Here is a 26,222-nt window from a genome sequence, read left to right on the forward strand (position 1 = left end):
TCGAATTTTAATCTTTGATGAATGAATAATTTTGTTCTATCTCAAGTTTGTGAATTCGAAATAGGTGATAAATACAAATCTTATTATACCAGACGTTTTTTAAAATTTAGTTAATTTCGGCTTTTTTAATTTGAATTCATATTTCTTTGATTATGATAAATGTCATAATTTATAAAACCACAATTAAAGACCTTTGTATCTCTAATTAAACTTGTCATGCAAATCGATTTGGATTTACTTTTCACTTGGGGAGCGGTTGCAAAAAAATATAAAAAAAATGATATTATTTTTTATGAAGATGATAGAGCTTTATTCTATTATCAAATAATCGAAGGTGCAGTAAGAATGTACAATTCAAATGAAGAAGGCAAAGAGTTTACGCAAGGTACATATGGAAAAGGAAATAGTTTTGGAGAACCTCCTTTGTTTATTAATGAAGTTTATCCAACTTCAGCAATTGCATTACATGATAGTGTAATTATAAAATTATCAAAAGAAAAATTAATGAGAATTTTAGAAGATTATCCTTCAGTAAAACTCTCGTTCTTAGAATTATTGGCACAACGCATTTATAATAAAACCATAACATTTAAACAAATCATTAATCAAAATCCAGAACATCGGATTAAATGTTTTTTAGAAAATTATAAAAAGCAAAATAAATTAAGTTCTACTGAAAAAGTATTTATACCATATACTCGACAAGAAATTGCAGATTTTACCGGATTGAGAGTTGAAACGGTCATAAGAACTCTTTCAGAGATGAACAAATCTAAAAAAGTGAGCATCGAAAAACATAAATTATATTTTTAATGAAAAAACTAAACTTAACACATTGGATTAAAATATCATTATTTAGTTTATTTGTTGTTGCTTTACTTGGGGTTTTAATGCGTTATAAAATTGCTTTTGAATTGCCTTTTATAGCTCAAAAGAATATTCAACACGCTCATTCACATTTTGCATTTGCCGGATGGGTTACGCAATTGCTGATGGTTTTAATGGTAAATTATTTATCCAAATATACATCCGAAGTAAAAATTTTAAAATATAACACCCTTTTTTGGATTAATATTATTGGAGCTTATGTAATGCTCGTAAGCTTCATTATCCAAGGATATGGTTTTGTTTCCATTCTGTTTTCAACCTTGAGTATTTTTGTCTTTGTTTGGTTTGCCATTTTGTTTTACAAAGACGCAAAAGAAATTCCGTCAAGTTCATGGAGCAAAAAATGGTTTTTGGCTGCATTGTATTTTGGAGTTCTTTCTTCTATTGGGACTTTTGCTTTGGCATATATGATGGCTACTAAAAATGTGCCACAAGATTTATATTTATCGTCTATTTACTTCTATCTGCATTTTCAATACAACGGTTGGTTTTGGTTTGCTTGCACGGGATTGTTTGTCAGTTTAATTCCTGCTGATTTAAAGAATACCAAAGAAAACAAAACGGTTTTTCAATTATTTGCTTGGAGTTGTATTCCTGCCTATTTGTTATCGGTTTTATGGTTAAAACTACCGGCTTGGGTTTACGCACTCGCAGTAATTTCTGCTGTAATTCAATTGATTGCATGGTTTAAATTAGTAAAATTATCATTTACAATTTTTAAATTAAACCCTCGCATCGCTGGATTTTTAAAAATTCTCTTTATTGGAATTGCCTTTTGCGTAACACTAAAATTAGTATTACAATTCGGTTCTGTTTTTCCGGCTATCAGTAAATTAGCTTTTGGATTCAGATCCATTGTGATTGCTTATCTTCATTTAGTTCTATTAGCAATCATTAGCGGATTTTTGTTAGCCTATCTATATACCAATGATTTGGTATATCGAACTTCAAAAACAGTATTTTTTTTAGTACTTTTTATTGTAGGAATATTTTTAAACGAGTTAATTTTAGCTCTTCAAGGAATCTTTTCCATTAAATATGTGCTTATTCCTTATGCTAATGAGTTGCTATTTATAGTATCAATTATTCTTTTTACTGGAATTTTCGGAATGGTGTACTTTAATAGAAAAAAAGTCTAAAAAAAGTACATTCTTATGATTTCACTCATAAAATTTCTTTGTTAAATATGTGAACTTTGATTCAGAAATTTTAAAGAAACTTAATTATGAAAAAAACAATTCAACTTCTCTTTATTACCGGGTCTATGCTGGTATTAAGTTGTAAAGAGAACAGTGAAACTCCTCAATCTACTGCTCCAGAAAATGGAGTAGACTTAAGTGTAGGACAAGAAGGAGTCGTAGATGAAACCTCTAATCCGAATATTGTTCAGGTGGCTTCAGGAAGTAAAGACCATACTACATTGGTTGCTGCAGTTCAAGCTGCCGGCTTAGTTACTTCGTTAAGCAATGCCGGACCTTTTACAGTCTTTGCTCCAACCAATGCTGCTTTTGATAAACTTCCTGAAGGAACAGTAGAGGGTTTATTAAAACCGGATAAAAAAGGAGATTTGGAAAATATCTTGGGGTATCATACTTACGTTGGTTCTTTAAAAACAGAATATATGCAAGACGGTCAAGAATTTGATATGGTCTTTGGTGGAAAAGTTAAAATTACCAAGGAGGGAGATAAAACATTTGTAAATGGCTCAGAAATTGTAGCCAGTATTCCAACCTCTAATGGAATTATTCATGTAATTGGAGACGTTTTATTACCCAAATAATATACTTATTTTTCTTATTTAATTATTAATTCAAAAAAGCGTGATGTGTCGTACTCACGCTTTTTTTAAATATTTTTCAAGAAGGTTTCGCCCGATTTTAATCCCATCGCAAGTTCTTCCAAACTAGTGGTTTCAAGCATTTGACGCAAATCATTGCGAATAGTTTTAAATTTTTGATGTAACGGACAAGGATGTATTTCATTGCACCTTTTCATTCCTAAACCGCAACTATTAAAAACTTTTTCTCCATCAATGGAATAAACTACTTGAGCTAAATTGATTTTATTAATCAACTTAATTGGTATATAAAAACCTCCATTCACACCTCTAACCGATTGAATAATACCCTCTTTAGAGAGTTTTTGTAAAATTTTTGCGGTAAACGCTTCCGGGGAATCAATTTCTTTTGCGATGTCAACAAATCCAACTTTTCTATTCAACAAAGAATTATTGGCAATAAAAATAACCGCTTTTATAGCGTATTCGCAAGATTTTGAAAACATAATTTATTTTTTACAATAGTAAATAATTATCCACTAAAATCAAAGAAAGAGGATTATTGAAAATACTTAAAACCTTTAGATTAAACTCAATTCTATTCTATTTCCTCCTAAAATTAAAATGACTACCTTTTTAGCAGTCATGTTTAAATTTAACGGGTTAGTAAGAGTAGATTTTTAATATAATCTAAACAAAGTTTGCTTGTAATTCAATCGCTTTTGGAAATAAAATATTGTTTTCCAAGTGTATGTGTTTGTGTAAATCTTGCTCAAACTCTTTCAACATTTGAAAGGCTACTCTGTATGTTGAACAAGCATCTTCCGGAGGTGTAAATCCATCAGTTAAGGTTGCAATCGTTGCAAAACGTTCGCCTTCAACGGTATGCTCGTCTTGCATCATGGCGATTGGATTTTCAACGGTACCAAAATGAGGTTCTTGAATGGATTGATTTTCTTTTTGAGCTTTCACCATTTTTTGAATAAAAGGGAAAAGAATTAATTCTTCTTTTTTCATGTGTTGAGCTAAATCACCGGCACTTAATTTGAATAAAGAATTAATTTCAAAAAGTTCCGGATGACGCTCACCATGCACTTTGCATAGTTTATCCAAAAATTGTAGTATCAAAGGTGTTTTTTCTTCCACATACGAATGATGTTTTTCAACAATATATTCTATTAGTAAGGAAGGTGACCATGATTTAAAATCAATTGCATGATCGCTTTTAGTTTCTAAAATCGCTTGGATTTCATTTTCTAAATCTGTCGGATTGATGTCTTTTTTTGCACAAACTTCTTCCAAAGTTCTGTTGCCTTTGCAACAAAAATCGATGCCGTATTTAGAAAACAAAGCTGCCGTTCTGAAGTCGTTGGCAACATATTCGCCTACTGTTAATTGTTCTAATGTATTCATTGAATGTGATTTTTTAATTATACGTCAAAGATAAAGTGATACATTTCCTTTGTTTATGACCTCAATCATAATCAACTTATATTTAACTTTTTTTTAATTATTGTATGGTTTTATACATAATCACATCTGAAATATTTTTCGCTCTATCTTTGATTTCTTCGGCTTTTTCCCCTACAAAAAGTTCATCTACCGTTTGTCTGAAAACTTCATTCCAATGATTAAAATGAGCATGGGTTAACGGACATTTGTTGTGCAATTCTTTATGTTTTTGCATTGGATTTCCGTCAAAGTTTCCGGTAAAAAACAAAACATTATCCCAAAAATCATACATTTTAGGCAAATGATCTTCCCAATTCACTTGGGCAACATCATTAAATATAAAACCGATTACTTGATCGGTTTTAATTTTATCATAAAAAGCATCCACTAATCGGATGATGTCACTTCGATTTTTTATATCTTTTCTCATCGTACTTTAAATTTGGTGATTATAAATCTTTTCGGATGAATTTTCGCAAGGATAAATAAAACGGAATGATTACCCAAAGAAGCAATAACCCGAAGGAAGCAAAAAGTCCTACTGTTGTTCCGAAAAAATCTTTAAAAATAGCTCCGGTGTAACCCATCATCGCAGAAACATCTAAATGCAATAATATTTGAATTCGGGCTAAATCTATCGGACTTAACGCTGTTACGGCAACCATAGCCTTTTCAATAGGATATTCAGACAATTGAAACAATAAAAACAATACTAATCCATCAAAAAGTAACGCAAAATACAACCAGGTTAAGATGGCAAATCCAATACCTTTTGCTTTGTCACGCGTAAGAATGGAACATAAAAAAGCCAACGCAATAAACACAACCGAAATCAAACATCCAATTAAAATCATCATCAATCCAACAGCATTCGGGGCATTGATTAACAGTGGAATTCCCGCTCCAATAAAAAAAGCCAATACCATCGAGGCACTCAAACCAAAAAATAAACTTTGCCAGATTTTGTTTCGTTTAATGGGCTGACTTAATAGTAATTCTATAAACTCGGAACTATTGTATAAATAGATAGTGGTGAATAAAATTGACACGAGTGGAACCGTAAATAGAATGACATTTAATATGGTTAAAAGTCCTTTGGCACTATTATCTTCTAAGCCAAAAGCACTCCATGACAACAGACTTAAAACAATGGTATAAACTAAAACAATTTTGTTTTTTAAGATGTCGGTTAATATGATTTTGATGATTCTATTCATTTTTTCTGTTTTAAAATACTTGCAATGGCTTTGGAGATTTTCGTTTCATTGGTTTCCATTTTCAAATCATCTACTTTTTTATGAAAATGAATGTTCCCTTCTTGCATAAAAACAATCTCTGTAACCAAATCGTCTAACTCACTCAGCAAGTGCGACGTAATTAAAATCAATTTTCCTTTTTCCTTTTCTTTGATGATTTTATCTTTTAAAATTTCAGAAGCCAACGGATCTAAACCGGCTGTAGGTTCGTCGAGAATCAACACCTCTGGATTGAATAAAAAAGCCAACGTTGCACTTACTTTTTGGGTGGTTCCGCCGGAAAGCGTTCGCATTTGCTTATCCGCCATTTTATCTAACTCGAAACTGTGCCATAATTCTTCATCCAATTCTTGATTGGTATTACGAATGGCTTTAATCATTTCAATCACACCACCAATGGTCATTGTATCAGGATATCTACCAATTTGAGGCATGTAGCCAATCGATGAACGGTATAAATATTCTTTAACAATACTTTTTTTATTGAATTTTATGGAACCAGTGTCCGGTAAAACCATCCCTAAAATGGTTTTTATTAAGGTGGTTTTTCCACAACCATTTGGACCAATCAATGCAATACATTCACCCTTTTTACAGGAAAGTGAAACATTCTGTAGCACGTTTAACTTTCCGAATGTTTTAGTTAAATTTTTTATTTCTATCATAATTTCAGGGGCTTCATCAGTGGTGCTTTATCTACAAAATTATCGGGTGTAATACTCGGTAATACTTTTTCTGATTTATCTAACAACGTAATCATAAAGCTACGAAACAGTAACATTGCTGAAGGATTTTTTTCAACCAAAACCGCAAATAAACTAAGCGGATGATAGGGAACATCGCCCAATCCATCTCTATTAATATCATAGCCTTCGTATTTATCCCAATAATTATTGTTAAACGTATTTAAAACTAAACTTCCATTGGTTCCCATGTCGAAAGTATTGCCTTGAAAATTATTATTTACAATTTCATTATCCATACAACTGGCTTGAATTTTCATGGCCCAACCATTACCTTCAAAAACATTTTTTTCAATTTTGATACGGTTGGTTCCTTCCATGTAAATACCTGATGTGTTGTTTTTAAAATAATTGGTATAGATATAACTATCTGAAATCTCTTTTAATAAAAGTCCGTACGAGGAAGCTCCCCAATTTTCATCAAAATAATTATTAATCATTGTTACATTTTTAGAAAACATGACGGCTACTCCAGCCCCATTATTTCTGAAAATATTTGTGATGTAGGAATCATTAGATGAGAACATAAAATGCAATCCGTATCGAATGTTATTTGTTGCGATGTTTCTCCAAATGACAGAATCATACACAAATTCAAAATAGATACCGTCACGATGACCTTTGACAGAGTTTCCAATGATTTGTAAATCATTACTTTTCCATGCATGAATACCGTTTCCGATTTGTTGTTCTTCTTTGCCGTAAGCAATAATCGTGTTGTTTTTAACAATACAGTTTCTTCCGTTTTGGATGTAAATACCAAAGAAATTATCATCCAATTGATTTCCTTCTATAACCACAAACGATTTATTATAGACTTTAATTCCGCAAGGATCTTCTAAAGCTGCAAATCCGGAATTAATTACTCTAAATCCTTTCACAATCACACTATCCGCATGAATCGAGAGGACTTCTACTTTTTTCTGTCCGTCTAAAACCGGAAAATCTTTTCCCAGGAAAACAATCTTCTTATCAATACGAATGTTTCCTTCTTTGTAAATACCTTTATGAACCAAAACTGTATCGCCATCATTTGATGCATTCAATGCTTGTTTGATGGTTCTGTACGGTTTGTTTGCTCCAACTTCAAGTTTTTGAGCTTGTAGCGAAAAAGTACAAAGAAAGAAAATGAAAAGTAGTCGCATTAATAGAGTTTTTATTTTAAAATTTCATTCCATTTAATTGCTTTTGCTTTTAGTTTATCACCAAAAATTTGAGCGTCAGCCTGTGTTGAAAATGCAGCAATGTTGCCATTCATGGGACTATTGATGTCACCTCCAGAAATGTAAAAGGCAGTTGTGGCATCAATCAGTTGATTATTTTGAGTGTAGTCATGCACGTAATAACTTTTGACCTTTGTAGATTCATTTTCTTCACAGTATTTTACTAAACAAGAAATGTCATCGAATGCATAAAAACGTCCCTTTTGGGTTTGAATCTCAGCACCAAATTTTCCGTCAGAAATGGGCATTTTACAAAATTCACAAGCATCCACATTTAATTTAATAGGTTTGGGCTCATTACTTCCACAAGCTGTTAGTAAAAAAACAGGAATTAGTAATAAGGTAGCTTTTGGTTTCATAAATCTTTTGTACCATTTGAATTCCAATGTCAGCACAATAAAAATTAACAAACCACTACCAATTAACATCCATCCGCCAATATCGGGAACCGAATAGGCACCAAAATTTAATAATTGTTTATACCCAATTAATGGTGGTTGATAAGACATTCCGGGAACTTTAATCGCTGCATTAGGATCCAAGTTGTGGCCGTATTCGTAGTTCCATCGATAAAAATCGACACCTGCGAGAATGGTAAAAAGTATAAAAGAAGCAAATAATGCTAATACAAATTTTCTCTTGGCAATCAAAACCGATACTAAGGCAAAAAGTCCAAAAAAACCAATAATGTAGGGTAGAATTTTAAATTCTATAAAGTTTTCGGTATGTAAAGTAGCCATACCAATGTAATGGTTGAGGCCGTTAATAATTTCTACATCGCCACCAATTTTGTTTGCATACAATTTTAAATTTAAACCTTCAGGATATTGAGGGGCATCTAAATCAATCTGCCACATTGGAAAATAGAGAGAACCCAAAAACAAACCAGTTACAATCAAAAGTAACACTTTTGAGAGTAAAGATATTTTTACTGTTTTCATATTTTTTGAATTAAGGGAGCGTCCAGAAACAGATGCTCCCTTTGAGTTATTATTTACTAGCCGGTAAGTTTGTACCTAAGCTAAATTGTAAAGGCACATTTGAACCTTTTGGAGATACACGAATATACCCTTGCATTTCTTGATGTAACGCACTACAGAAGTCCGTACAATAGAATGGGAATGTTCCCACTCTGTCCGGAACCCATTTTAAGGTTGTGGTTTCACCCGGCATGATTAAAAGTTCACCATTATCGGCACCTTTAACAGCAAATCCGTGAGGCACATCCCAATCTTGTTCTAAATTGGTGACGTGGAAATATACTTCATCACCTAAGAATACACCTTCAATATTATCGGGAGCAAAGTGCGAACGCATCGAAGTCATGTATACATGTACTTTATTACCTTCACGCACTACTTTAGCTTCTTTTTCACCTTTGGCAGCATACGGATGTTTGTTTTCCTCTAGTTTATAGAATTTATATTGTCCGTTGTTTCGAATTAAATCGGCTGGTGCAGCTTGAGCATAATGAGGCTCTCCAATAGTTGGGAAATCTAAAATCAACTGCATTTTATCACCACTGATGTCATAAATTTGAGCACTCTGGCACAACTCAGGGCCGGTTGGTAAATAACGGTCTTTCGTAATTTTGTTGTACGCTACTAAATATTTACCAAATGGTTTTTTACTATCACCACCCGGAATACATAAGTGACCCACTGAATAATAAGTAGGAACTCTATCTAATACTTTTAGTGATTTAATATCCCATTTCACTACTTCAGATGAAACGAAGAAAGTTGTATAAGCATTTCCTTTACCGTCAAATTCGGTATGCAAAGGTCCTAAACCTGGTTTTTGCACTTCTCCATGTAAGGCTGCTTCATATTTTACAACCGGAATTCCACCATAATCACCCTCAAATGATTTATTTTTGATTGCGGTTTGCAATTTATCATAACTAAATACAGGAATTAAAGCCGCTAGTTTCCCCGAACCTACAATATATTCACCTGTTGGATCCACATCACAGCCATGAGGAGATTTAGGACATGGAATCATGTAACAAATATCTTTTAACTCGGAAGCATCTAATACTAAAACTTCTGTTTTAATTTCAGATTTTGCTGAATGGGTAGCATCATCCCAAGTGTTATGGGCATAACGTACTTTTTGTTTTTTTCCTTTACCGGCTTTTACATACTCTTCCGCTTTTTTCCAATTCACAGCCATGATAAAATCTTTGTCTTTTTGTGAAGCATTAACTTCTAATAAAGTATTGGCTTGTTCCGTATTATAGCACGAAAAGAAGAACCAACCGTGTGATTTGCCTTTACCGGCATGCGATAAGTCAAAGTTTACACCGGGAGTCATAATTTGAAAAGCGATATCCATCTCACCCTCTTTACCCACTTTTACAAAACTAATATGTCCTTTGTAATTGTCTTTGTACGTGTTAATTGGTACATCTCCATTTTCATAATCGCCAGGTACGCTAAAACGAGTACCGGCAACCACATATTCGGTGTTTTCCGTAATAAACGGAGAAGAGTGATTACCACCACTGTTTGGTAACTCAATAATTTCAGCGGTTTTAAATGTTTTCAAATCAATTCGAGCAATTCGAGGCGTATTATTGGCATTACCAAAAACCCATCTACCATCTATTTCTCCATTTGTTTGAGACATTTCGGTATGATGCAAATCATCCCAAGGCACAAAACCATGTGACGTATTTAACATCGGTTTGGTTTCTTCACTATATCCCCAACCTTTTTCAGGGTCAACTGAAAAAACAGGAATTACTCTAAACAATCTTCCACTCGGAAGTCCGTACACACTTAATTGCCCGCTGAAACCTCCGGAAACAAAGTTGTAAAATTCATCATATTTCCCGGGTGCTACATATGCTTTTTGGGCAGCATCACCACTTACTGTATCACTAGTGTTTTTGGGTTTACAGGATCCCATAAAAGCAGCAACAAAAACTACAGCTGAAGTTATTTTTAAAAAATTTGTTTTCATATACTTTCGATTTATATTCATAATTAGTTTATTAAAACTACTTCACACCGTCATTTTGACGCATGTATTCCAAAATATGTCGGGCTTCATCATCGGTTAGAGCTTGATTAGGCATACGCACCAAACATAGTTCCAATTGAGCCTGTAATTCAGGATCTTTGTCAATCATCGGGTCGGGATTCGTTGAAAAATTCATAATCCATTCCGGAGTTCTACGTTCTGTAACTCCCTTCCAACCTGGTCCAACCAATCGTTCATCTGTCAATTTATGGCAAGACATACATTTAACACCCGCCACTTTTTCACCATTTGCTGCCATGGCTACATCTAAGCCGTCTCCTAAATCTACAGAAGTAAATTTCCCTTCACCTCGTTTTGGATCATAAGTAGAAGCATCTGTTGCAGACGATTCTGTTGAAGATTCTGATGAAGAAGACTTTGAAAAATCCTCTCCTGCATTGGTTTTATCTTTTCCACATGAAATGAATAAAAGCAAACCAATTGCTAGTGCATACATTTTGTTCATATTAGTATAAGTTTAAATTATGACACAAATTTCCTAACTAATTATTCTAAATTTTATGATTGCAATCATATAAATCAACTTTTTTTAACCATTATCTTTGCGTCATAAATAATAGTTGGTTTTGAAATATTTTATTATCATATTCTCCTTCATCTTTTTCTTCAAACCCGTATTCCCGGTTTTGAATTATGTGGTGAATTATGATTATATCTTAAAAGAATTATGTGAAAACAAGGCAAAACCGGAATTGAAATGTAATGGTAAATGTCATTTAAAAGCTGAATTAGCTAAAGCTTCTAAAGAAAACATTCCAGCCTCACAAGAATCAAAAAACATAGTTATTTTAGATTTACTATTTTTAGAAACCCTTTCTGAATTCAAATTCAACAAACTGTACGTTGAAAAACAAAAGGTTTCTATTGCTTATTCAAAACTATACTTTCGATTACATAGTACCGGCATTTTTCACCCGCCCACTGTGTAATCTTCCCTTGCGTATTTTAAAATTTCTAAACGGATTAATTTATAATCCACAAAATACTAGTATCTTATTTTTACCATAAGCCGATTTCAATCGGTGAATTCCAACTCATTGTTGTAATGGGCTTATGGTTCTTATTCCTATAACTCAAATTAAATTTACAATGAAACTTTATAAAATATTCTTCCTTTTTGCTCTAGCATTAATTACATCTTGTTCTTCTGATGATGATTCAACACCCGTTAACGAATTAGACGGTATAATTAAAGTCAAAGAATTTACCAATGACACTCATATTATCGAGTTATACACCTCTACAGGAACAACCCAACAAGGTTACAATGAGATTTCACTTAGAATTAAAGACAAAACAACAAACAACTACATTCAAAACGCAACAATTGAATGGATGCCAATGATGCACATGACCATGATGAATCATTCGTGTCCCTATTCTACAGTTGAAAAAGAAACCGATAAAGAAACCTTATACAAAGGATATATTGTTTTTCAAATGCCCCAAAATGAGACGGAATATTGGGACTTAAAAATTGATTATTCTATAAATGAAACAAACTATACTGTTACGGATGTTGTAGATGTTCCAGCCACCGAAAAAAGAGTAGTTAGCTCATTTATGGGAACAGACAACGTACGTTACATTGTTGCATTGATTGATCCCAGAAACCCAAAAGTGGCCCTAAATGACATGACCGTTGGGGTGTATAAAATGGAAAACATGATGAACTTTCCGGTAGTAAACAATTATACCCTTAAAATTGACCCCAGAATGCCGAGTATGGGAAACCATGGTTCACCAAATAATCTAGATTTAACACAATCTGATTCTGATGAATTTTACCACGGCAAAGTATCCTTAACAATGACCGGATATTGGAAAATTAATTTGCAATTACTAAATGCTTCTGATGAAGTGTTAAAAGGGGAGGTAGTTACTGAAACTACTGAATCCAGTAGTATCTTCTTTGAAATAGAATTCTAAATAAAATAGTAACGGCCAAAAGTTATCTAAATTTTTGGCCTTTTTCTCTTACTCATGAAAAAGCAATTTATTGTTTCAACAATGCTATTGATTTCAACCATTAGTTGGACTCAAGAGCAAGTGAAAGATAGCATTTTACCTGTAAATCTCAGTGAAGTGATTCTAATAGGTAAACCAACTCAAGTAAATCAAAAACAAGCAAAACCCCTAGCAAGTTTAGAGGAATATTTGCAACAATCAGGCAGAATTGATATGATCAAACGAGGGGGCTATGCTTGGGAACCCATGATTAATAATATGGCAACCGAACGAACGATTGTCACCATTGACGGCATGCGGATATTTAGTGCTTGTACCGATAAAATGGATCCGGTGACTTCTTATGTAGAAATATCCAATCTTTCGGAAGCAACTATTTCATCGGGGCAAGAAGGAAGTTGTCACGGACCAACCATTGGTGGCTCTTTGGATTTGAAACGACTTCGAAGCACATATTCCGAACTGGGCTGGTCGGGTAGTTTAAGTAGTGGCTTTGAATTCAACAACAAGCAACGTATTATAGGCGGAATGGTGCACTTCAAAGATAGTTCTTTTTATGCCGATGCGAATGTAACCTATCGAAAAGCTGATAATTATAAAGCTGGAAATAGTCAAGAAATAAAGTATTCTCAATTTCAAAAATGGAATGCTTCTGTCATTTCCGGTTATCAATTTCAAAATAAATTGATTGAAGGTTCGGTTATTTTTGATGAAGCCAATGATGTGGGTTATCCGGCTTTGCCCATGGATATTTCGCTTGCTCGTGCACTAATTACATCATTTAAATATGAAGTCGCACCAAAGTCGGGACTCCTCAACCATTGGGAAAACAAATTATACTATAATACGATTACCCATTTTATGGACGATTCCAAACGACCAAATGTTCCCATTCGAATGGATATGCCGGGTTGGAGCGATACGTATGGTTATTATTCCAAAGGAAAAACAAAAAAAGATAAGCACCATCTACTATTTAATGTGAATGGCTTTTACAATCGTTCTATTGCCGAAATGACCATGTATCCAAGTGACCCTGATGAAAATGCGATGTTCATGTACACTTGGCCGGATGTTAGAACCCTTTATAATGGTTTATATTTAGAAGATGAAATTGAACTTTCTTGCCATAACTCACTAAAAATAAATGGTTCGTTTGGCTTTCATCAAAATAAAGTAGCTAACGAATTTGGATTGGAAAGTTTACAAATCTTTTATCCTGAAATGGCAGACCAACAAAATCGATTTTTAAAGAGTATTTCGCTGCAATACAAACATCAAGTAAAAGATTGGTTTTTTTCAGTGGGCTCCGGCTATGGTGAACGAGCTCCATCGGTAACAGAAGGCTATGCGTTTTATATCTTTAATAGTTTTGATTTGTTTGATTATATAGGAAATCCCAATCTTTCCAACGAAAAATCTGTGGAAGGGAATTTTGATATTCGGTACAAAACTGAAAAAATTAAAACAGGCATTACTTTTTCTGCATTTTATCTTCCGGACTATATCATCGGAATACCAGACGACAATCTTATTCCTATGACTATTGGGGCAAGCGGAGTCAAAATTTACGAACAACTATCTTTTGCCAATTTAATTCATTCTTCATTTCAATTTGATTATCGATTTAACGATTATTATTCATGGAATACTAAATTGCAATACAGTTATGGAAAAGATGCAGAAAAACGAAATTTACCCTTTATTAGCCCTTTGCAATACCAAAGTCAAATACAATATAAAAAGAATAGATTTCAAACGGAATTAAATGTATTTGGAAATGCGACTCAAACCAATTATAGTCCTTTTTATGGGGAAAATAGAACACCGGATTATGCTATCTTAAACTTATCTGTGGGTTATACTTTTAAATGGTATTCACAAAAACTATTGGTGAATGCAGGAGTTGAAAACCTATTTGACACCTATTATTCTACCTTCACCGACTGGAATAATATACCGCGAATGGGTAGAAATATTTACATAAATTTAAATTTCAGTCTCTAATATCAGTTTGTCTTTTTATAACTCCAAACGGCTAAACCATTTACGACAATTGCAAAAAGAGTTATTATCCCTAGATTTGGCAAAACTTCTTGAAGTCCGGCTCCTTTGAGTAGAACCATTCGTATAAATTCAACAAAATAGCGAATCGGATTGAATAAGGTCACGTTTTGTGCCCATTTTGGCATGCTTTCAATTGGCGTAAACAAACCACTCATTAGAATAAAGATAACAATGAAAAACCAAGCAATAAACATGGCTTGCTGTTGGGTTTCGGTATGATTAGAAAGAAATAAGCCAAAGCCTAAAATGAGCAATAAATATATAGAAGTAAAAAAATAAACCAATACAATGTTTCCCAACATAGGTACATTGAAAACAATTTTAGAAATTAGTAAGCCTATAGTTAAAATTATAAGCCCTATAATCCAAAAAGGAAATAATTTGCCAATAATAAATTGATATTTTTTTATCGGAGTAACGTTGATTTGCTCTAAAGTACCCAATTCTTTTTCTCGCACAATATTCATTGACGAGAGGAATAATGTTAACATCGTAATCAACAAGACTAAGATTCCCGGGACCATAAAAGTTTTATAATTAAGTGTTGAATTATACCAAAACGAGGGAATAGTTTCAATTCGATTAGGCATAATTTGATTATTTACAATATGTTTGTTTTCCAACTGAATTTGCTGATTGAACTGCTGAACAATTTGCGAAAGATATACATTTTGAACTCCCGCAGTTGCTCCATCAATAGCATTAATTAAAACCTGAATTTGAGTGGTAGTCTCATTTTGAAGTTGTTTTTCAAACGGGATAGGAATTTCTATCACCACATCGGTTTTACCGCTATTTAACCGCTCAATACCGGCTTGTGTTGTGGAAACAAACACTGCATCAGTAAAATAAGCATTTGCATTTATTTTTTCAATCAAAGTTCTTGAAGAGGATGAATTACTATAATCAACAATGGTTACCCGAATGTTTTTGACATCAAAAGTAGCCGCATTAGAAAGAATTAAAAGTTGTAAAATTGGTAGTATAAAGAGTAAACGAAGCATACTTTTATCCCTAAATATCTGTTTGAATTCTTTTTGTATGATGAATAGAATGATTTTCATGGTGCGATTATTTACTCCAAACGAGTTTTGTAATTTTTAATACTTAAACCAATAAAAAGAATGGTCATTCCCACTAAAATTAATGTTTCTTTGAGGATGTATTCTAAACCAACACCTTTTAACATTATCGACTTTACAATAATAATAAACCATTTCGCAGGAATAATGTTACTGATGACTTGCATAGGTAATGGCATCGAAGCAATGGGAAAAATAAAACCTGATAATATGATAACCGGCAACATCAATCCCATCAACGAAATCATCATGGCTGTTTGTTGGGTGTTGGAAATGGTAGAAATGAATATCCCTAATGAAAGGGCTGTAATAATAAATAAAATACTCTCGACGGCTAACAATAAAATACTCCCTTTAATTGGCATTCCAAAAATAAAATAACCCATTGAAACAATAACGATGGCATTGATTACAGAAAGAAAAATATAAGGAAACACTTTACCCAAGATAACTTGAAAAGGCTTTAAAGGGGATACCAATAAAATTTCCATAGTGCCCAATTCTTTTTCTCTTGTAATTGAAATAGAGGTCATCATGGCAGAAACCAACATCAAAATAACGGTCATAACACCCGGAACAAAATTAAAGACGCTTTTTAATTCAGGATTATACAACATACGGCTTTGTATGACAACCCCAGTAGTATTTTTTTGAACTGTACTTTTTTGACTTTGATGGTTTTGAATAATCGATTGAGTATAGTTTGCTATCGTATTGGCAATATTAGGTTCAGTAGCATCTGTAATGACTTGAACCGTAGCTTTCATTTCGGTTTGTAATTTTTTTGCAAAATCTTTTTCAAAGAGTAAAACGGCTTTTATTTTTCCTATTTTAAACTCGCTTTCAATCGCTTTTTCATTCGCAATTTCATTTGCCACATGAAAATAAGGAGAAGCTTTAATCTTTTGAATAATTTTTTGTGATTCAGTATCTTTCGAATAATCCAAAATAGCAATCTCTACATTATTAATTTCATTGGTAATGGCAAATCCAAACAGCAAAATTTGGGCAATAGGCATACCAAAAAGAATAAACAACGAGCGTTTATCTCTAAAAATATGATAGAATTCCTTTTTAATAAAACCTAAAAATCGTTTCATCTTCCTTTTTATTTTGTTATTCTATGTTTCGGGCTAGCTTTAAAAATACTTCATTCATCGTACTAACTTGAAATTGATTTTTTAAGTTTTTCGGGGTATCCAAGGCTTCAATCACACCATCAACCATAATCGATACGCGGTCACAATATTCTGCCTCATCCATATAGTGTGTCGTTACAAAAATAGTAGTACCCTTGTGAGCTTCAGCATAAATCAATTCCCAAAATTGTCTGCGGGTGATGGGGTCTACTCCTCCGGTAGGTTCATCTAAAAAAACAATTTTAGGTTCATGTAGCATAGCTACAGAAAATGCCAATTTTTGTTTCCACCCCAAAGGTAAGTCGCCAACCTTTTTTTGGGCAATATCACCCAATTGCAATGTTTGAATTAACACCTCCGTCTTACTGTTGATTTGTTTTCGTGATAATCCGTAAATTCCACCAAAAAAAGTAATATTTTCTTTCACTGTTAAATCGTCGTACATCGAAAATTTCTGACTCATATAACCAATATTTTGTTTCACTTTTTCGCTTTGTGTGTGCACATCAAAACCGGCTACATTTGCTCTACCATTAGTAGGATTTGAAATTCCTATCAACATCTTCATAGCTGTTGTCTTTCCTGCACCATTTGCCCCTAAAAAACCAAATATTTCTCCTTTGTTTACGTGAAAGTTGATTCCTTTAACAGCAGTAAAGTGGCCAAATTGCTTGGTAAGGTTTTCTACGACTATAATTTTTTCCGAAAGATTGTTCATGTAAAATGGGTTTATAAATCCATAAAAATATCTTCTATAGTAGGGGTTGTTTTTTGAAGGATGATACTTTGATGTCCTTTTGCCTTCAAATAGTTACGCAAAGTTTCACTATCAAAAAAATTGTTCAAATCAATATAATGAACAAATTCTCCGAAAGCAAAAACACTGTAATACGATGGAAAATGTTTTAAATCTTCAATCAGTAGGTGCATTTGGTTACTGGTAACCTCATAAATGGTTTTTTGATAAGCATCAACAATTCCCTGTGGTGTATCAATTTTAAGGATTTTCCCCTCTTGAATGAGTGCGATTCGGTCACATAATGTGGCCTCATCCATATAAGGTGTAGAAACTAGAATGGTAATACCTTTCTGCTTCAGTCGTTTAAGCATTTCCCAAAATTCTTTTCTGGAGACAGGATCTACACCCGTTGTGGGTTCATCCAGAAACAAAACTTTTGGTTTGTGTATTAAAGCACAACAAAGGGCTAGTTTTTGTTTCATTCCACCTGATAACGCACCTGCTTTTCGGTTTTTAAAAGGTTCTATTTGCACATATATATCTTCAATTAAATCATAATTTTCTTCAATCGTAGTACCGAAAATAGTTGCAAAAAAGGCTAAGTTTTCCGAGATAGTTAAATCCTGATACAGCGAGAATTTTCCGGGCATGTACCCCACAGCATTGCGTATTTCTTTCACTTGTTTCAAAATGTTGTAATTAGCTACTGTTGCACTTCCTTCGTTTGGTAATAACAAGGTGGTCAATAATCGGAAAAGAGTTGTTTTTCCGGCTCCGTCTGGTCCAATTAAACCAAAAAGTTCCCCTTCATTTACCTCCAAAGTAATGTTTTGAAGTGCTGGAATGTTTTTATACGATTTCGAAATATTCTGAACAGAAATACTCATGGTCTTAACCCTTAAAGATAAATAGTTACTTAATTAACAAAAAATTAGTTAACTCGTGAGCGTCAACCCAATGTTTTACATTAACCGGAATTTTAACATAATCCCCAGATGTCAAATGTATTTTTTCACCGGTTTCTTCATTGTAAGTGGCATCACCTGATACACACAGCAACAATGCCGGAATTGTGGTAACATGCTCTTTTAACTGTTCATTCTTGGCTATCTGTAAGGAAACTACTTTGCCTTGTGTAAGCTCAAAAAGCAGTTGAGTAGCTACTGCCTTATTTTCTGTATGCAAATTTTTAAGGTTCATACTGTTTGATTTTAAATTAGTTTTTGTTGATTTACAACCCATTGCAATTAAAACAATTGCTAGAAATAGTATTTTTTTCATAATTATTAATTTGTTAGCCTGACCTCCGCAGGCATCCCTATTTTTATACTTCCTTCATTTTTAACCGCTACTTTTACTGCATAAACTAAATTGGCTCTTTCTTCTCTCGTTTGAATGACTTTTGGCGTAAATTCTGCCTGAGCACTTATCCATGTGATTGTGCCATCATAGGTTTTTATTCCTTGTTCAGCATCAATCGAAACGTTAACTTTTTGTCCAATTTTCAATTGTGCTAATTGCGTTTCAGTAAAATACACGCGTAATTCCATTTCATGTAAATTAGCTATTTTATAAAGTGGTTTTCCAAATGAAGTGATTTCAGATGGTTCTGCATACTTTGTCAAAACTGTGCCTTCTAATGGATTAATAATAGTAGCTTTTTTTATCTGATCGTCTATTTTGTCAATTTGAACTTTTAACGATTTTATTTCATTTAAAATGGGAGCGTTTTGAGTTTGCACACTGCCAATTTGTTTTTCAATGACTTTCACTTTTCCTTCAATCTCGTCCACTTGTCGTTTTGTAGCTGCATTTTCTGCAAACATATTTTTAATTCGGGTTTGTTCTATTTTAGCAGTTTTTAATTGTTCATTTAAAACACTAATTTCTGATAGAACAGCAGCTGATTTTGCTTGAACGGTTTCAATAGTGGCTTTTAATTGTTCTTTATTATAATGCAGTTGTAAGGTATCGACTAACCCAACAAGTGTTCCTTTTTTAAGTTGAATTCCTTCCTCTACATTTAAAAATTCAATTTTACCGTTGGATTCAGAAGAAACAATGATTTCAGTGGCTTCAAAATTTCCGTAAGCATCCGCTTTTTCATTATTTTTTTGGCAACTTATAATTAGTAGAAATGCTGTAAATGGGATTATTTTTTTTTTCATGGTTGATGTTTTAAATTCCGCTTATGATTTGGTAGTTTGCTTTAGCTAAAAGTAATTGAATATGGTGCGTTTTTTCATTAATTTTTGATTCAAATAAATGTGTTACCTCATTCAAATAGTCTGATGAAGTGATCACACCATTCTTCATTTGAGCTTCTGCCGAGCGTACAATTTTTTCACGTAATTGAATAATTTCTAAATCTGATTTCAATTGTGCATTTATTTTTTCGATTTCAAAATTGTATTCATTCAATTGACGATTTTGATTGACTTCAAACGTTTCTTTTTCTGTTAAAATGATTTGTTTGGATAATTCTAGTACCTCTTTTTCTTTTTTTGTTTTATTCCATTCAAACAAAGTCCAATTTAACCGTAAGCCAGTCATATAAAATGTTTCAAATGAATTATTTAACATGTTTAACGCCGGATTTCCGTAGCCACCTTGAAGAAAAGCGTTTAGCTTTGGGGCATGGGTAGTTTCAATCACTTTTTGAGCAGCTTCAACTTGTTGATTTTGCAAATCATACAAGACTAATTCAGGTCGAATTCCACTTCTTTCTGTCTCAAAATGTGTTGGTTGGGATAAAATGGTGGTTGGATGAAAAACTTGTCCGGACAAGAGTTCTAAATTCTTCCAAAGTTTCATTTGTTCAAGAGTAATATCACTTAACTGTTGATTGATGTTGATTATTTCAGCTTCAATCACTTGTTCTGAGGCCGGTAAAACCGCTCCAAATTTAACAGCAGTTTGAATCTCCTTACTTTTCTCTTCAAGTAGAACTTTTTTAGCTTGCAATAATTCCTGCCTTTCTTGCGAAAGTAATAGCCCAAAGTAGTATTGATTAACCTGGCTTTTTAATTGATATATATTTACGATAGCTACTTGCTGTTGCGATTTAATTTGAGTTGCTTTAAGTTGCGTTTGAGCCTTAATAGTTCCGCCATTATAAATCAATTGATTAATATCGAGGGTAGCTCTGTATTGATCTTTATTTAACGGCTCAATTGTTACATTGGGCATAGAAAACGGTACTTGTGTAACATCCGATTGATAACTAGCTTGAGCATGGAATGAAATTTTTGGTAATTTATCCTTTGCTAAAACTATTGCTTCTAATTCCGATTGATTTTGGAGCAGATTGTTTTGTTTGGCTAGTGGATAGTTTTTTTCAACCAACGCATAGCATTTTTCAAGTGTCAATTGCTCCTGAGCCCTAAAATCTTGCCCAAACAAGATTATTATACTAAAAATTAATTTTTTCATCCTTTCTGAATTGCATTGATAATTTGAGTGGAAATATGCACTTTCCGAGCTTCCATTAACGCTATAAATTCATCGTCAGAAATAGCAATGATTCCTTTCACTAAAGTTTGAGCAGCAAATGGAAAAACGGTCATTGAGAAAATGTCTAATAAAAGTTGCTTTGGAGATAGGGGCATTATTTCTCCCAATTCAATTGCTCTTTCAATTTGTTTTACCAATTTTATGGGGTTCGGTCGTTGTTCTTCTTTGAGAAATTTTTCAACAAAATCAGGATTGTTGTTCATTTCCTGAATAATAAACTGAGGCAGAAAAGGATACTCAATCACAAAGGTGATATAACTGGCAGTAAATTTCCTTATTTTTTCAAATAGATCATCGTCTGAATTGAATATCTCATTAATTTGAGGGGCTAATTTGCCAAAAGCTTTCATAAAAACGGCTTCAAAAAGTTTTTCTTTACTCCTAAAAAAGTAATGTAACATTGCTTTGTTTATTCCTGCTTCATCTGCAATCTCTTGCATTCTTGCTCCCATAAAGCCTTTGTTTTGAAATACTTTAAAGGCGGCTTCAAATATTTTTTCTTCTGTTGTCATTGAACTAACTATTAAGTTTAACCATTTGGTTAGCAAAGGTAATTATTAATTCATATCATCAGTAAAAAAAATAACTATTTTTTATGATTTAGATTTTTTAATAAAAGATTGTTGCATTAAAAAAAGGAGAATTCCAGCCAAACTAAAGAACAAAAGGGCACCCAATACAATAAAAACAACAATGATAAACGATAAACTATCTTGATGTTGAGAAAACGTTATAGAGGAATCGCTAAACTGCCAAATACTCTTTTTAACACCCATAATAACTAAAACTAATATAAAAAGAAACAATAAAGATTGTACAAGCCAAAAAAGTGTATTTAAAGTAATCCTAGTTAATTTATTTAAAAGTGGAGGTGCAATGTAATAAAACGCCCCTGCCAAAATAATCATCATGTTGATCCCGATTGTAGTGCCCATGGCATGAGCTACTGTAATGTGGGTTCCGTGAGTAAAAAGATTAACCGCCGGAATTGATAGTAGCAAAGCTAAAAATAAGTTAATGGCCACCCAATATTCAGAAGCCATGATGAAACGATAAGGGAAAAAGTAATAATATTTTTTGGACTCAGAAAGTTGCTTTTTCCAATCTATGATTATTTTTATAAAGATAATCCACTCTGTCATACTAACGATATAAGACAAATGATGGATAAATCGACTAGTGGGAACTAAATAAATATGATGCCCCCAATTAAACATCAAATTGAATAGACCAAGAAAATATAAGGCAAAGGCTATTTTTTTGTGAGCCATTTCCGAATTACCACTTATTTTTGTCATCATATAAAGCGAGAATCCATACAAAAGCTGATTTACAGCACCAACAATTGAACCATTTACTTTCCATTGTAGCGTTAAATCAGAAATCAAATCATTTTTAAAATAAGGAAATATCCACAAATAATTCTCTAAAAAAACAAAAAGGAAGAACACAATTCCGGTAAACCACATCCAATAATAAGAGGGCCATTTTTTTTCGGTTAACAAATTTTTCAAAATGAAAAATAAAAAAATGACAAACGAAAGAAAAATGGGTAAAGCCCAGATAGGATTAAACTCCCAATATTCTCTGCCGGAGAAATCTTTTGTAAAATAACTGTAAAATATTCCACAAATAGAAATAAGCCACAAAAGCAAGTGAATTTTTAGCCATTTTGATAGTTTCAGATTAGGAAAAATTTCAAATAAAGCAAGTGATACACAAGCTAATCCACCAATAATTATTCCAAAATATGCAGAGCTAACATGTAAGGGGCGTAACACATGAAAAGGTAATATTCCTTGAGTTGCATCTGTAAAACGGTAAGACTCTGAGGCAAGATGACCAAAAAACATTCCTAACAATAAAAGTGCTAACGCAAAACGCATTAACCAATAACTTGTTTTCATTTTACTTTTTCAACGTATAAGTACCATTTATATTAATTTGATAATCGGTAGGATTAGCAGTTCCGGTTTCATTCATCGCTTTTAAAAAAAACAATAAATCTGTCAACTCTTTATCCGATAACTGAAAAGCCGGCATTTGCTTGACTCCACTTGTAATAATTCCTTTTATATAAGCATCTGTCCTTCCCGGCTTAGACATAATATTGGTTAAATCCGGTCCCAAATAACCACCTAATCCATACATTTGATGACAAGTATGGCAATTGTTTCGTTGCCAAACTTCTTTTCCTGCAGACACTTGTTTTTGTGTAGATAAATTTCGAAGCTCTTTATTTCTATGAGGTTTCAGATAAAGAGAAAAAGAAAATAAAAGAAATAAAACACTTAATGTAATAAATATTTTTAGGGGGGAAAACGAATAAAACTTAGCAACTATAGGCATATTCATTTTTTTTGTTTGTTTCTAAATGCAAGGCAATGGACGATTGATTCACGATAATCATCGCAGTTTGCAACATGTTCTCTAATTCACAACAATTTTGGCAACGGTAATAATAATCTACACACTCCATTAAATCGGTATGAATTTTAATCAACTGTGTTAAAACTTTCATTTTATCTTCTTGACTACCCTGTAAAACTTGGTAGGTCATAATGCTTCTCACTTGCTCTTTAAGTTCATTCAAAATAGCAGAATCAATGATTACGGGGGATTCAAATTCAATCAATTGGGTACATGAAAACTTTTGTTCAATCCCGTAAATTGAGGTAACTATTTGTTGAGCGGCATTAAACGAATAGACCAAAGCTTCCAACAAAGAATTAGAAGCCAAGCGATTGGCACCATGTAATCCTGTACACGAACATTCACCTAATGCATATAAATTTTTCACAGAAGTTTGTCCGTATTCATTTACCGCAATTCCTCCACATTGATAATGAGCAACAGGAACAATGGGTACTAAGTCCTTTTCAGGATGAAGACCTGATGATATAAATCGTTCATAAATGGTAGGAAAATGATCTTTAAATTCGTCTTGATTTAAATGACGAAGGTCTAAATACACAAAGGATTCAGCTGAGTGCTTCAATTCCTCAAAAATGGCGGCTGTAACGATATCTCTAGTCGCTAATTCTCCTCTACTATCAGAATTAAATAAAAATCGTTTACCATGTGAGTTAACCACATAACCGCCAAAACCTCTTACAGCTTCTGAAATCAGAAACAAATTACTTTTACCTTTTTCATACAATGCTGTGGGATGATATTGAATATATTGCATATCGGTAATTGTTGCTCCTGCTCTAAAAGCCATAGCTACTCCATCACCGGTGGCTATCGTTGAATTGGAAGTAAATGCAAACAATTGACCACATCCTCCGGTAGCAAGAACCGTTGTTTTAGCATAAATAATTTTCAATTCTGATTGTGATTCCAACATATACGACATTCCAATGGCTTCATTTTCATCAGAATCCCTATTGGTGATAACATCAACACAAAATGCATTTGGAATCACTTCGATGTTTGCCTCATTCTTAATTCTATTCCACAAAACATCTTGGATATGCCAACCGGTTTGATCTTTGTAATGCACCACGCGGTTTTGAGTATGACCACCTTCCAAGGCCAAAGCAAGCTGACCATCTTTTTCGGTATCGAATACCGCTCCCCATTTGATTAATGCATTCAATCGTTGCGGTGCTTGTTTAATCACCATTTCTACCACTTTGGTATTGCATTTTCCTCTACCTGCTGCTAACGTGTCTTGAATATGTTGCTCAAAACTATCGGTAAGTCGGTTACAAACCGCAGCAATTCCTCCTTGAGCCAAGGAAGTATTGGTTAATCGTGCATCGTTTTTAGACAACACAATAATTTGTAAATCAGGTTGTAGTTCAATTAAATGAATGGCTATGGAAAGTCCTGCTATTCCAGTGCCCGAAATTAATACATCACATGTTTTCATGGGTCTAAATTTGAAGCATTCGTTGAATGGGGTGTTGTGCTTTAGTGATTATTTCTTGTTCTAAAAAAACTTCAGGTGATTCGTCTAAAAGACAAGTATAAATTTTTTCTAACGTATTCATTTTCATAAATGCACATTCACTACAGGCACAAGTATTATCTTCTTTGGAAGGTGCAGGAATGAGTATTTTATCTGGAACTTCTTGTTGCATTTTATACAAAATTCCATGTTCAGTAGCTATAATAAATTTTGTTTTGGGTGAAGATTTTATATAGTTAATCATTCCGGAAGTAGATCCAATATAGTGTGCTGTTCGCAAAATATGAGCTTCTGATTCAGGATGAGCAACTATAACTGCATCAGGATTTTTTTGGTGTAAACGAATTAGTTTTTCCAACGAAAATGCTTCGTGTACCACACAAGAACCTTCCCATAAAACCATATCCCGACCGGTTTCTTTGATAAGAAAATTCCCTAAATTCCTATCCGGTGCAAAAACAATTTTTTGTTCTTCAGGTATTGTGCTAATTACTTTTATAGCATTGGAAGAAGTGCAAACATAATCACTCAGGGTTTTAATTTCTGCCGAACAATTGATGTATGTCACGACCACGTGATTGGGATAATTTTTAAGAAATTCTTCAAATTTATCGGGCGGACAACCATCAGACAATGAACATCCTGCATTTACATCAGGAACGATTACTTTTTTTGACGGATTTAGAATTTTTGCCGTTTCTGCCATAAAATAAACACCGGCAAATACAATAATTTCTGCTTCTGTTGAAGCTGCTTTTCTGGAAAGTTCAAGACTATCACCCACAAAATCTGCAATTTCCTGAATCTCAGGAACCTGATAATAATGAGCTAATAGTATTGCTTTTTTTGTTTGCTTTAAGGCTGTAATTTTTTGTTGTAAAGTCGATACATTCATTTAAATAGGACTTTTTTATCTTATTTGCAATTAAAATTTTTTTTATGTTTTTAAAAAGGTGGAATGAGAAACTAAACCACTAACTAAATCGGCTAACGATGTAGAATCTAAAGCTAATTTTAATTGCTCACGAATAGGTTTATATTGATTGTGAAACGGGCATGGTTTAATTTCTGAACAATCATTTAAACCTAAACTACATCTTTTAAAAATAGCTTCTCCATCAATGGCTAAAATAATATCACTTAATGTAACCTGAATAAGTTTTTCTTTAGAAACAAAAAAACCACCGCCATTTCCTTTCAGGGAATCAACTATATTGTTTCGGGCTAATTTTTGTAAAATTTTAGCCGTAAACGACTCAGGTGAATCAATCTTACGTGCAATTTCTCGCAAACTGATTCGATTACCTTGATCCGTTTCTGCTGCAATTACTAAAGTTGCCCTAACGGCATATTCACATGTTTTAGAAAGCATTTTTTATTTCAAAAATAGTCATAATTCTCCAACAAAAAG

28 protein-coding genes are annotated in these 26,222 nt (G+C 33.2%); 6 read left to right on the top strand and 22 right to left on the bottom strand.

Annotated features, from left to right (window positions below):
* Window positions 1-216 precede the first annotated feature (216 nt).
* From EQG68_RS10400 to EQG68_RS10410, 3 genes are all read left to right on the top strand, one after another.
* On the top strand, window positions 217-813 hold the full coding sequence (locus tag EQG68_RS10400) for a Crp/Fnr family transcriptional regulator (RefSeq protein ID WP_129464824.1): 597 nt from the start codon (window positions 217-219) through the stop codon (window positions 811-813).
* Window positions 813-2,027, top strand: a complete 1,215-nt coding sequence (locus EQG68_RS10405; protein WP_129464825.1) for a hypothetical protein — start codon at window positions 813-815, stop codon at window positions 2,025-2,027. The genes EQG68_RS10400 and EQG68_RS10405 overlap by 1 nt, the downstream gene beginning before the upstream one ends.
* An 86-nt stretch (window positions 2,028-2,113) precedes the next feature.
* On the top strand, window positions 2,114-2,668 hold the full coding sequence (locus EQG68_RS10410) for a fasciclin domain-containing protein (RefSeq protein WP_129464826.1): 555 nt from the start codon (window positions 2,114-2,116) through the stop codon (window positions 2,666-2,668).
* A 65-nt stretch (window positions 2,669-2,733) separates the two neighbouring features.
* On the opposite strand, the gene EQG68_RS10415 is transcribed toward EQG68_RS10410, so the two are convergent.
* The 9 genes from EQG68_RS10415 to EQG68_RS10455 all read right to left on the bottom strand — a co-directional run bounded on the left by EQG68_RS10415 (window position 2,734) and on the right by EQG68_RS10455 (window position 10,832).
* The gene (locus tag EQG68_RS10415; RefSeq protein WP_129464827.1) at window positions 2,734-3,171 is read right to left on the bottom strand and encodes an RrF2 family transcriptional regulator; all 438 of its coding nucleotides are present in this window, start codon (window positions 3,169-3,171) and stop codon (window positions 2,734-2,736) included.
* 184 nt (window positions 3,172-3,355) lie between these two features.
* Window positions 3,356-4,078 (bottom strand): iron-sulfur cluster repair di-iron protein, encoded by a 723-nt coding sequence (ric, locus tag EQG68_RS10420; protein WP_129464828.1) that lies wholly within the window; start codon window positions 4,076-4,078, stop codon window positions 3,356-3,358.
* Window positions 4,079-4,175: 97 nt separating this feature from the next.
* Window positions 4,176-4,547: a group III truncated hemoglobin gene (locus EQG68_RS10425; protein ID WP_129464829.1), complete on the bottom strand. Its 372-nt coding sequence runs from the start codon at window positions 4,545-4,547 to the stop codon at window positions 4,176-4,178.
* A 19-nt stretch (window positions 4,548-4,566) separates the two neighbouring features.
* Entirely contained in the window at window positions 4,567-5,334 is a 768-nt protein-coding gene (locus EQG68_RS10430) for an ABC transporter permease subunit (protein WP_129464830.1), read from the bottom strand.
* Window positions 5,331-6,038 (bottom strand): ABC transporter ATP-binding protein, encoded by a 708-nt coding sequence (locus EQG68_RS10435; protein ID WP_129464831.1) that lies wholly within the window; start codon window positions 6,036-6,038, stop codon window positions 5,331-5,333. The genes EQG68_RS10430 and EQG68_RS10435 overlap by 4 nt, the downstream gene beginning before the upstream one ends.
* Window positions 6,035-7,261 carry a nitrous oxide reductase family maturation protein NosD gene (locus EQG68_RS10440; RefSeq protein WP_129464832.1) on the bottom strand — a complete coding sequence of 409 codons (1,227 nt, stop codon included), beginning with the start codon at window positions 7,259-7,261 and terminating at the stop codon, window positions 6,035-6,037. Before EQG68_RS10440 ends, EQG68_RS10435 begins: the two co-directional genes overlap by 4 nt.
* A gap of 11 nt (window positions 7,262-7,272) precedes the next feature.
* On the bottom strand, window positions 7,273-8,280 hold the full coding sequence (locus tag EQG68_RS10445; protein ID WP_129464833.1) for a nitrous oxide reductase accessory protein NosL: 1,008 nt from the start codon (window positions 8,278-8,280) through the stop codon (window positions 7,273-7,275).
* A 49-nt stretch (window positions 8,281-8,329) separates the two neighbouring features.
* On the bottom strand, window positions 8,330-10,306 hold the full coding sequence (gene nosZ, locus EQG68_RS10450) for a Sec-dependent nitrous-oxide reductase (protein WP_026709997.1): 1,977 nt from the start codon (window positions 10,304-10,306) through the stop codon (window positions 8,330-8,332).
* Between the two features lie 37 nt (window positions 10,307-10,343).
* Entirely contained in the window at window positions 10,344-10,832 is a 489-nt protein-coding gene (locus EQG68_RS10455; RefSeq protein ID WP_026709996.1) for a c-type cytochrome, read from the bottom strand.
* Between the two features lie 121 nt (window positions 10,833-10,953).
* On the opposite strand from EQG68_RS10455, the gene EQG68_RS10460 reads away from it, so the two are divergent.
* The 3 genes from EQG68_RS10460 to EQG68_RS10470 all read left to right on the top strand — a co-directional run bounded on the left by EQG68_RS10460 (window position 10,954) and on the right by EQG68_RS10470 (window position 14,362).
* Window positions 10,954-11,316: a hypothetical protein gene (locus EQG68_RS10460; RefSeq protein WP_129464834.1), complete on the top strand. Its 363-nt coding sequence runs from the start codon at window positions 10,954-10,956 to the stop codon at window positions 11,314-11,316.
* A gap of 160 nt (window positions 11,317-11,476) precedes the next feature.
* Entirely contained in the window at window positions 11,477-12,316 is an 840-nt protein-coding gene (locus tag EQG68_RS10465) for a hypothetical protein (protein WP_129464835.1), read from the top strand.
* Window positions 12,317-12,370: 54 nt separating this feature from the next.
* A complete protein-coding gene (locus EQG68_RS10470) occupies window positions 12,371-14,362 on the top strand; it encodes a TonB-dependent receptor plug domain-containing protein (protein WP_129464836.1) in 1,992 nt (663 codons plus the stop codon).
* 2 nt (window positions 14,363-14,364) lie between these two features.
* Here the strand turns inward: EQG68_RS10470 and EQG68_RS10475 are convergent, their stop codons facing one another.
* From EQG68_RS10475 to EQG68_RS10535, 13 genes are all read right to left on the bottom strand, one after another.
* A complete protein-coding gene (locus tag EQG68_RS10475) occupies window positions 14,365-15,486 on the bottom strand; it encodes an ABC transporter permease (protein ID WP_129464837.1) in 1,122 nt (373 codons plus the stop codon).
* 11 nt (window positions 15,487-15,497) lie between these two features.
* Complete coding sequence (locus EQG68_RS10480; protein ID WP_129464838.1) at window positions 15,498-16,604, bottom strand: ABC transporter permease; 1,107 nt, start codon at window positions 16,602-16,604, stop codon at window positions 15,498-15,500.
* Between the two features lie 16 nt (window positions 16,605-16,620).
* Window positions 16,621-17,361 (bottom strand): ABC transporter ATP-binding protein, encoded by a 741-nt coding sequence (locus EQG68_RS10485; RefSeq protein WP_129464839.1) that lies wholly within the window; start codon window positions 17,359-17,361, stop codon window positions 16,621-16,623.
* An 11-nt stretch (window positions 17,362-17,372) separates the two neighbouring features.
* Window positions 17,373-18,269 (bottom strand): ABC transporter ATP-binding protein, encoded by an 897-nt coding sequence (locus EQG68_RS10490; protein ID WP_129464840.1) that lies wholly within the window; start codon window positions 18,267-18,269, stop codon window positions 17,373-17,375.
* 25 nt (window positions 18,270-18,294) lie between these two features.
* Entirely contained in the window at window positions 18,295-18,582 is a 288-nt protein-coding gene (locus EQG68_RS10495) for a cupin domain-containing protein (RefSeq protein WP_246011717.1), read from the bottom strand.
* A gap of 86 nt (window positions 18,583-18,668) precedes the next feature.
* The gene (locus EQG68_RS10500; RefSeq protein ID WP_129464841.1) at window positions 18,669-19,550 is read right to left on the bottom strand and encodes an HlyD family secretion protein; all 882 of its coding nucleotides are present in this window, start codon (window positions 19,548-19,550) and stop codon (window positions 18,669-18,671) included.
* Between the two features lie 10 nt (window positions 19,551-19,560).
* Entirely contained in the window at window positions 19,561-20,814 is a 1,254-nt protein-coding gene (locus EQG68_RS10505; protein WP_129464842.1) for a TolC family protein, read from the bottom strand.
* Entirely contained in the window at window positions 20,811-21,407 is a 597-nt protein-coding gene (locus EQG68_RS10510) for a TetR/AcrR family transcriptional regulator (protein ID WP_129464843.1), read from the bottom strand. The genes EQG68_RS10505 and EQG68_RS10510 overlap by 4 nt, the downstream gene beginning before the upstream one ends.
* A gap of 81 nt (window positions 21,408-21,488) precedes the next feature.
* Window positions 21,489-22,802 carry a cbb3-type cytochrome c oxidase subunit I gene (locus EQG68_RS10515; protein WP_129464844.1) on the bottom strand — a complete coding sequence of 438 codons (1,314 nt, stop codon included), beginning with the start codon at window positions 22,800-22,802 and terminating at the stop codon, window positions 21,489-21,491.
* A gap of 1 nt (window position 22,803) precedes the next feature.
* The gene (locus EQG68_RS10520; RefSeq protein ID WP_164975435.1) at window positions 22,804-23,100 is read right to left on the bottom strand and encodes a c-type cytochrome; all 297 of its coding nucleotides are present in this window, start codon (window positions 23,098-23,100) and stop codon (window positions 22,804-22,806) included.
* Between the two features lie 127 nt (window positions 23,101-23,227).
* Window positions 23,228-24,772 (bottom strand): L-aspartate oxidase, encoded by a 1,545-nt coding sequence (gene nadB, locus EQG68_RS10525; protein ID WP_129464846.1) that lies wholly within the window; start codon window positions 24,770-24,772, stop codon window positions 23,228-23,230.
* Window positions 24,773-24,776: 4 nt separating this feature from the next.
* Window positions 24,777-25,706, bottom strand: a complete 930-nt coding sequence (gene nadA, locus EQG68_RS10530; RefSeq protein WP_129464847.1) for a quinolinate synthase NadA — start codon at window positions 25,704-25,706, stop codon at window positions 24,777-24,779.
* Between the two features lie 42 nt (window positions 25,707-25,748).
* Window positions 25,749-26,183 (bottom strand): RrF2 family transcriptional regulator, encoded by a 435-nt coding sequence (locus EQG68_RS10535; RefSeq protein ID WP_129464848.1) that lies wholly within the window; start codon window positions 26,181-26,183, stop codon window positions 25,749-25,751.
* Window positions 26,184-26,222 lie beyond the last annotated feature (39 nt).

Origin of the sequence: Flavobacterium piscinae, from assembly GCF_004122145.1 — a bacterium.
GTDB classification, from domain to species: Bacteria; Bacteroidota; Bacteroidia; order Flavobacteriales; family Flavobacteriaceae; genus Flavobacterium; species Flavobacterium piscinae.

Coding starts and splice junctions, on each gene's coding strand:
- nadA (WP_129464847.1), bottom strand. CDS start 25,706: ATGAATGTATCGACTTTACAACAAAAAATTACAGCCTTAAAGCAAACA.
- EQG68_RS10485 (WP_129464839.1), bottom strand. CDS start 17,361: ATGAACAATCTTTCGGAAAAAATTATAGTCGTAGAAAACCTTACCAAG.
- nosZ (WP_026709997.1), bottom strand. CDS start 10,306: ATGAAAACAAATTTTTTAAAAATAACTTCAGCTGTAGTTTTTGTTGCT.
- EQG68_RS10400 (WP_129464824.1), top strand. CDS start 217: ATGCAAATCGATTTGGATTTACTTTTCACTTGGGGAGCGGTTGCAAAA.
- EQG68_RS10445 (WP_129464833.1), bottom strand. CDS start 8,280: ATGAAAACAGTAAAAATATCTTTACTCTCAAAAGTGTTACTTTTGATT.
- nadB (WP_129464846.1), bottom strand. CDS start 24,772: ATGAAAACATGTGATGTATTAATTTCGGGCACTGGAATAGCAGGACTT.
- EQG68_RS10470 (WP_129464836.1), top strand. CDS start 12,371: ATGAAAAAGCAATTTATTGTTTCAACAATGCTATTGATTTCAACCATT.
- ric (WP_129464828.1), bottom strand. CDS start 4,078: ATGAATACATTAGAACAATTAACAGTAGGCGAATATGTTGCCAACGAC.
- EQG68_RS10480 (WP_129464838.1), bottom strand. CDS start 16,604: ATGAAACGATTTTTAGGTTTTATTAAAAAGGAATTCTATCATATTTTT.
- EQG68_RS10535 (WP_129464848.1), bottom strand. CDS start 26,183: ATGCTTTCTAAAACATGTGAATATGCCGTTAGGGCAACTTTAGTAATT.
- EQG68_RS10465 (WP_129464835.1), top strand. CDS start 11,477: ATGAAACTTTATAAAATATTCTTCCTTTTTGCTCTAGCATTAATTACA.
- EQG68_RS10515 (WP_129464844.1), bottom strand. CDS start 22,802: ATGAAAACAAGTTATTGGTTAATGCGTTTTGCGTTAGCACTTTTATTG.
- EQG68_RS10510 (WP_129464843.1), bottom strand. CDS start 21,407: ATGACAACAGAAGAAAAAATATTTGAAGCCGCCTTTAAAGTATTTCAA.
- EQG68_RS10500 (WP_129464841.1), bottom strand. CDS start 19,550: ATGAAAAAAAAAATAATCCCATTTACAGCATTTCTACTAATTATAAGT.
- EQG68_RS10455 (WP_026709996.1), bottom strand. CDS start 10,832: ATGAACAAAATGTATGCACTAGCAATTGGTTTGCTTTTATTCATTTCA.
- EQG68_RS10490 (WP_129464840.1), bottom strand. CDS start 18,269: ATGAGTATTTCTGTTCAGAATATTTCGAAATCGTATAAAAACATTCCA.
- EQG68_RS10495 (WP_246011717.1), bottom strand. CDS start 18,582: ATGAACCTTAAAAATTTGCATACAGAAAATAAGGCAGTAGCTACTCAA.
- EQG68_RS10475 (WP_129464837.1), bottom strand. CDS start 15,486: ATGAAAATCATTCTATTCATCATACAAAAAGAATTCAAACAGATATTT.
- EQG68_RS10415 (WP_129464827.1), bottom strand. CDS start 3,171: ATGTTTTCAAAATCTTGCGAATACGCTATAAAAGCGGTTATTTTTATT.
- EQG68_RS10425 (WP_129464829.1), bottom strand. CDS start 4,547: ATGAGAAAAGATATAAAAAATCGAAGTGACATCATCCGATTAGTGGAT.
- EQG68_RS10435 (WP_129464831.1), bottom strand. CDS start 6,038: ATGATAGAAATAAAAAATTTAACTAAAACATTCGGAAAGTTAAACGTG.
- EQG68_RS10410 (WP_129464826.1), top strand. CDS start 2,114: ATGAAAAAAACAATTCAACTTCTCTTTATTACCGGGTCTATGCTGGTA.
- EQG68_RS10440 (WP_129464832.1), bottom strand. CDS start 7,261: ATGCGACTACTTTTCATTTTCTTTCTTTGTACTTTTTCGCTACAAGCT.
- EQG68_RS10505 (WP_129464842.1), bottom strand. CDS start 20,814: ATGAAAAAATTAATTTTTAGTATAATAATCTTGTTTGGGCAAGATTTT.
- EQG68_RS10430 (WP_129464830.1), bottom strand. CDS start 5,334: ATGAATAGAATCATCAAAATCATATTAACCGACATCTTAAAAAACAAA.
- EQG68_RS10405 (WP_129464825.1), top strand. CDS start 813: ATGAAAAAACTAAACTTAACACATTGGATTAAAATATCATTATTTAGT.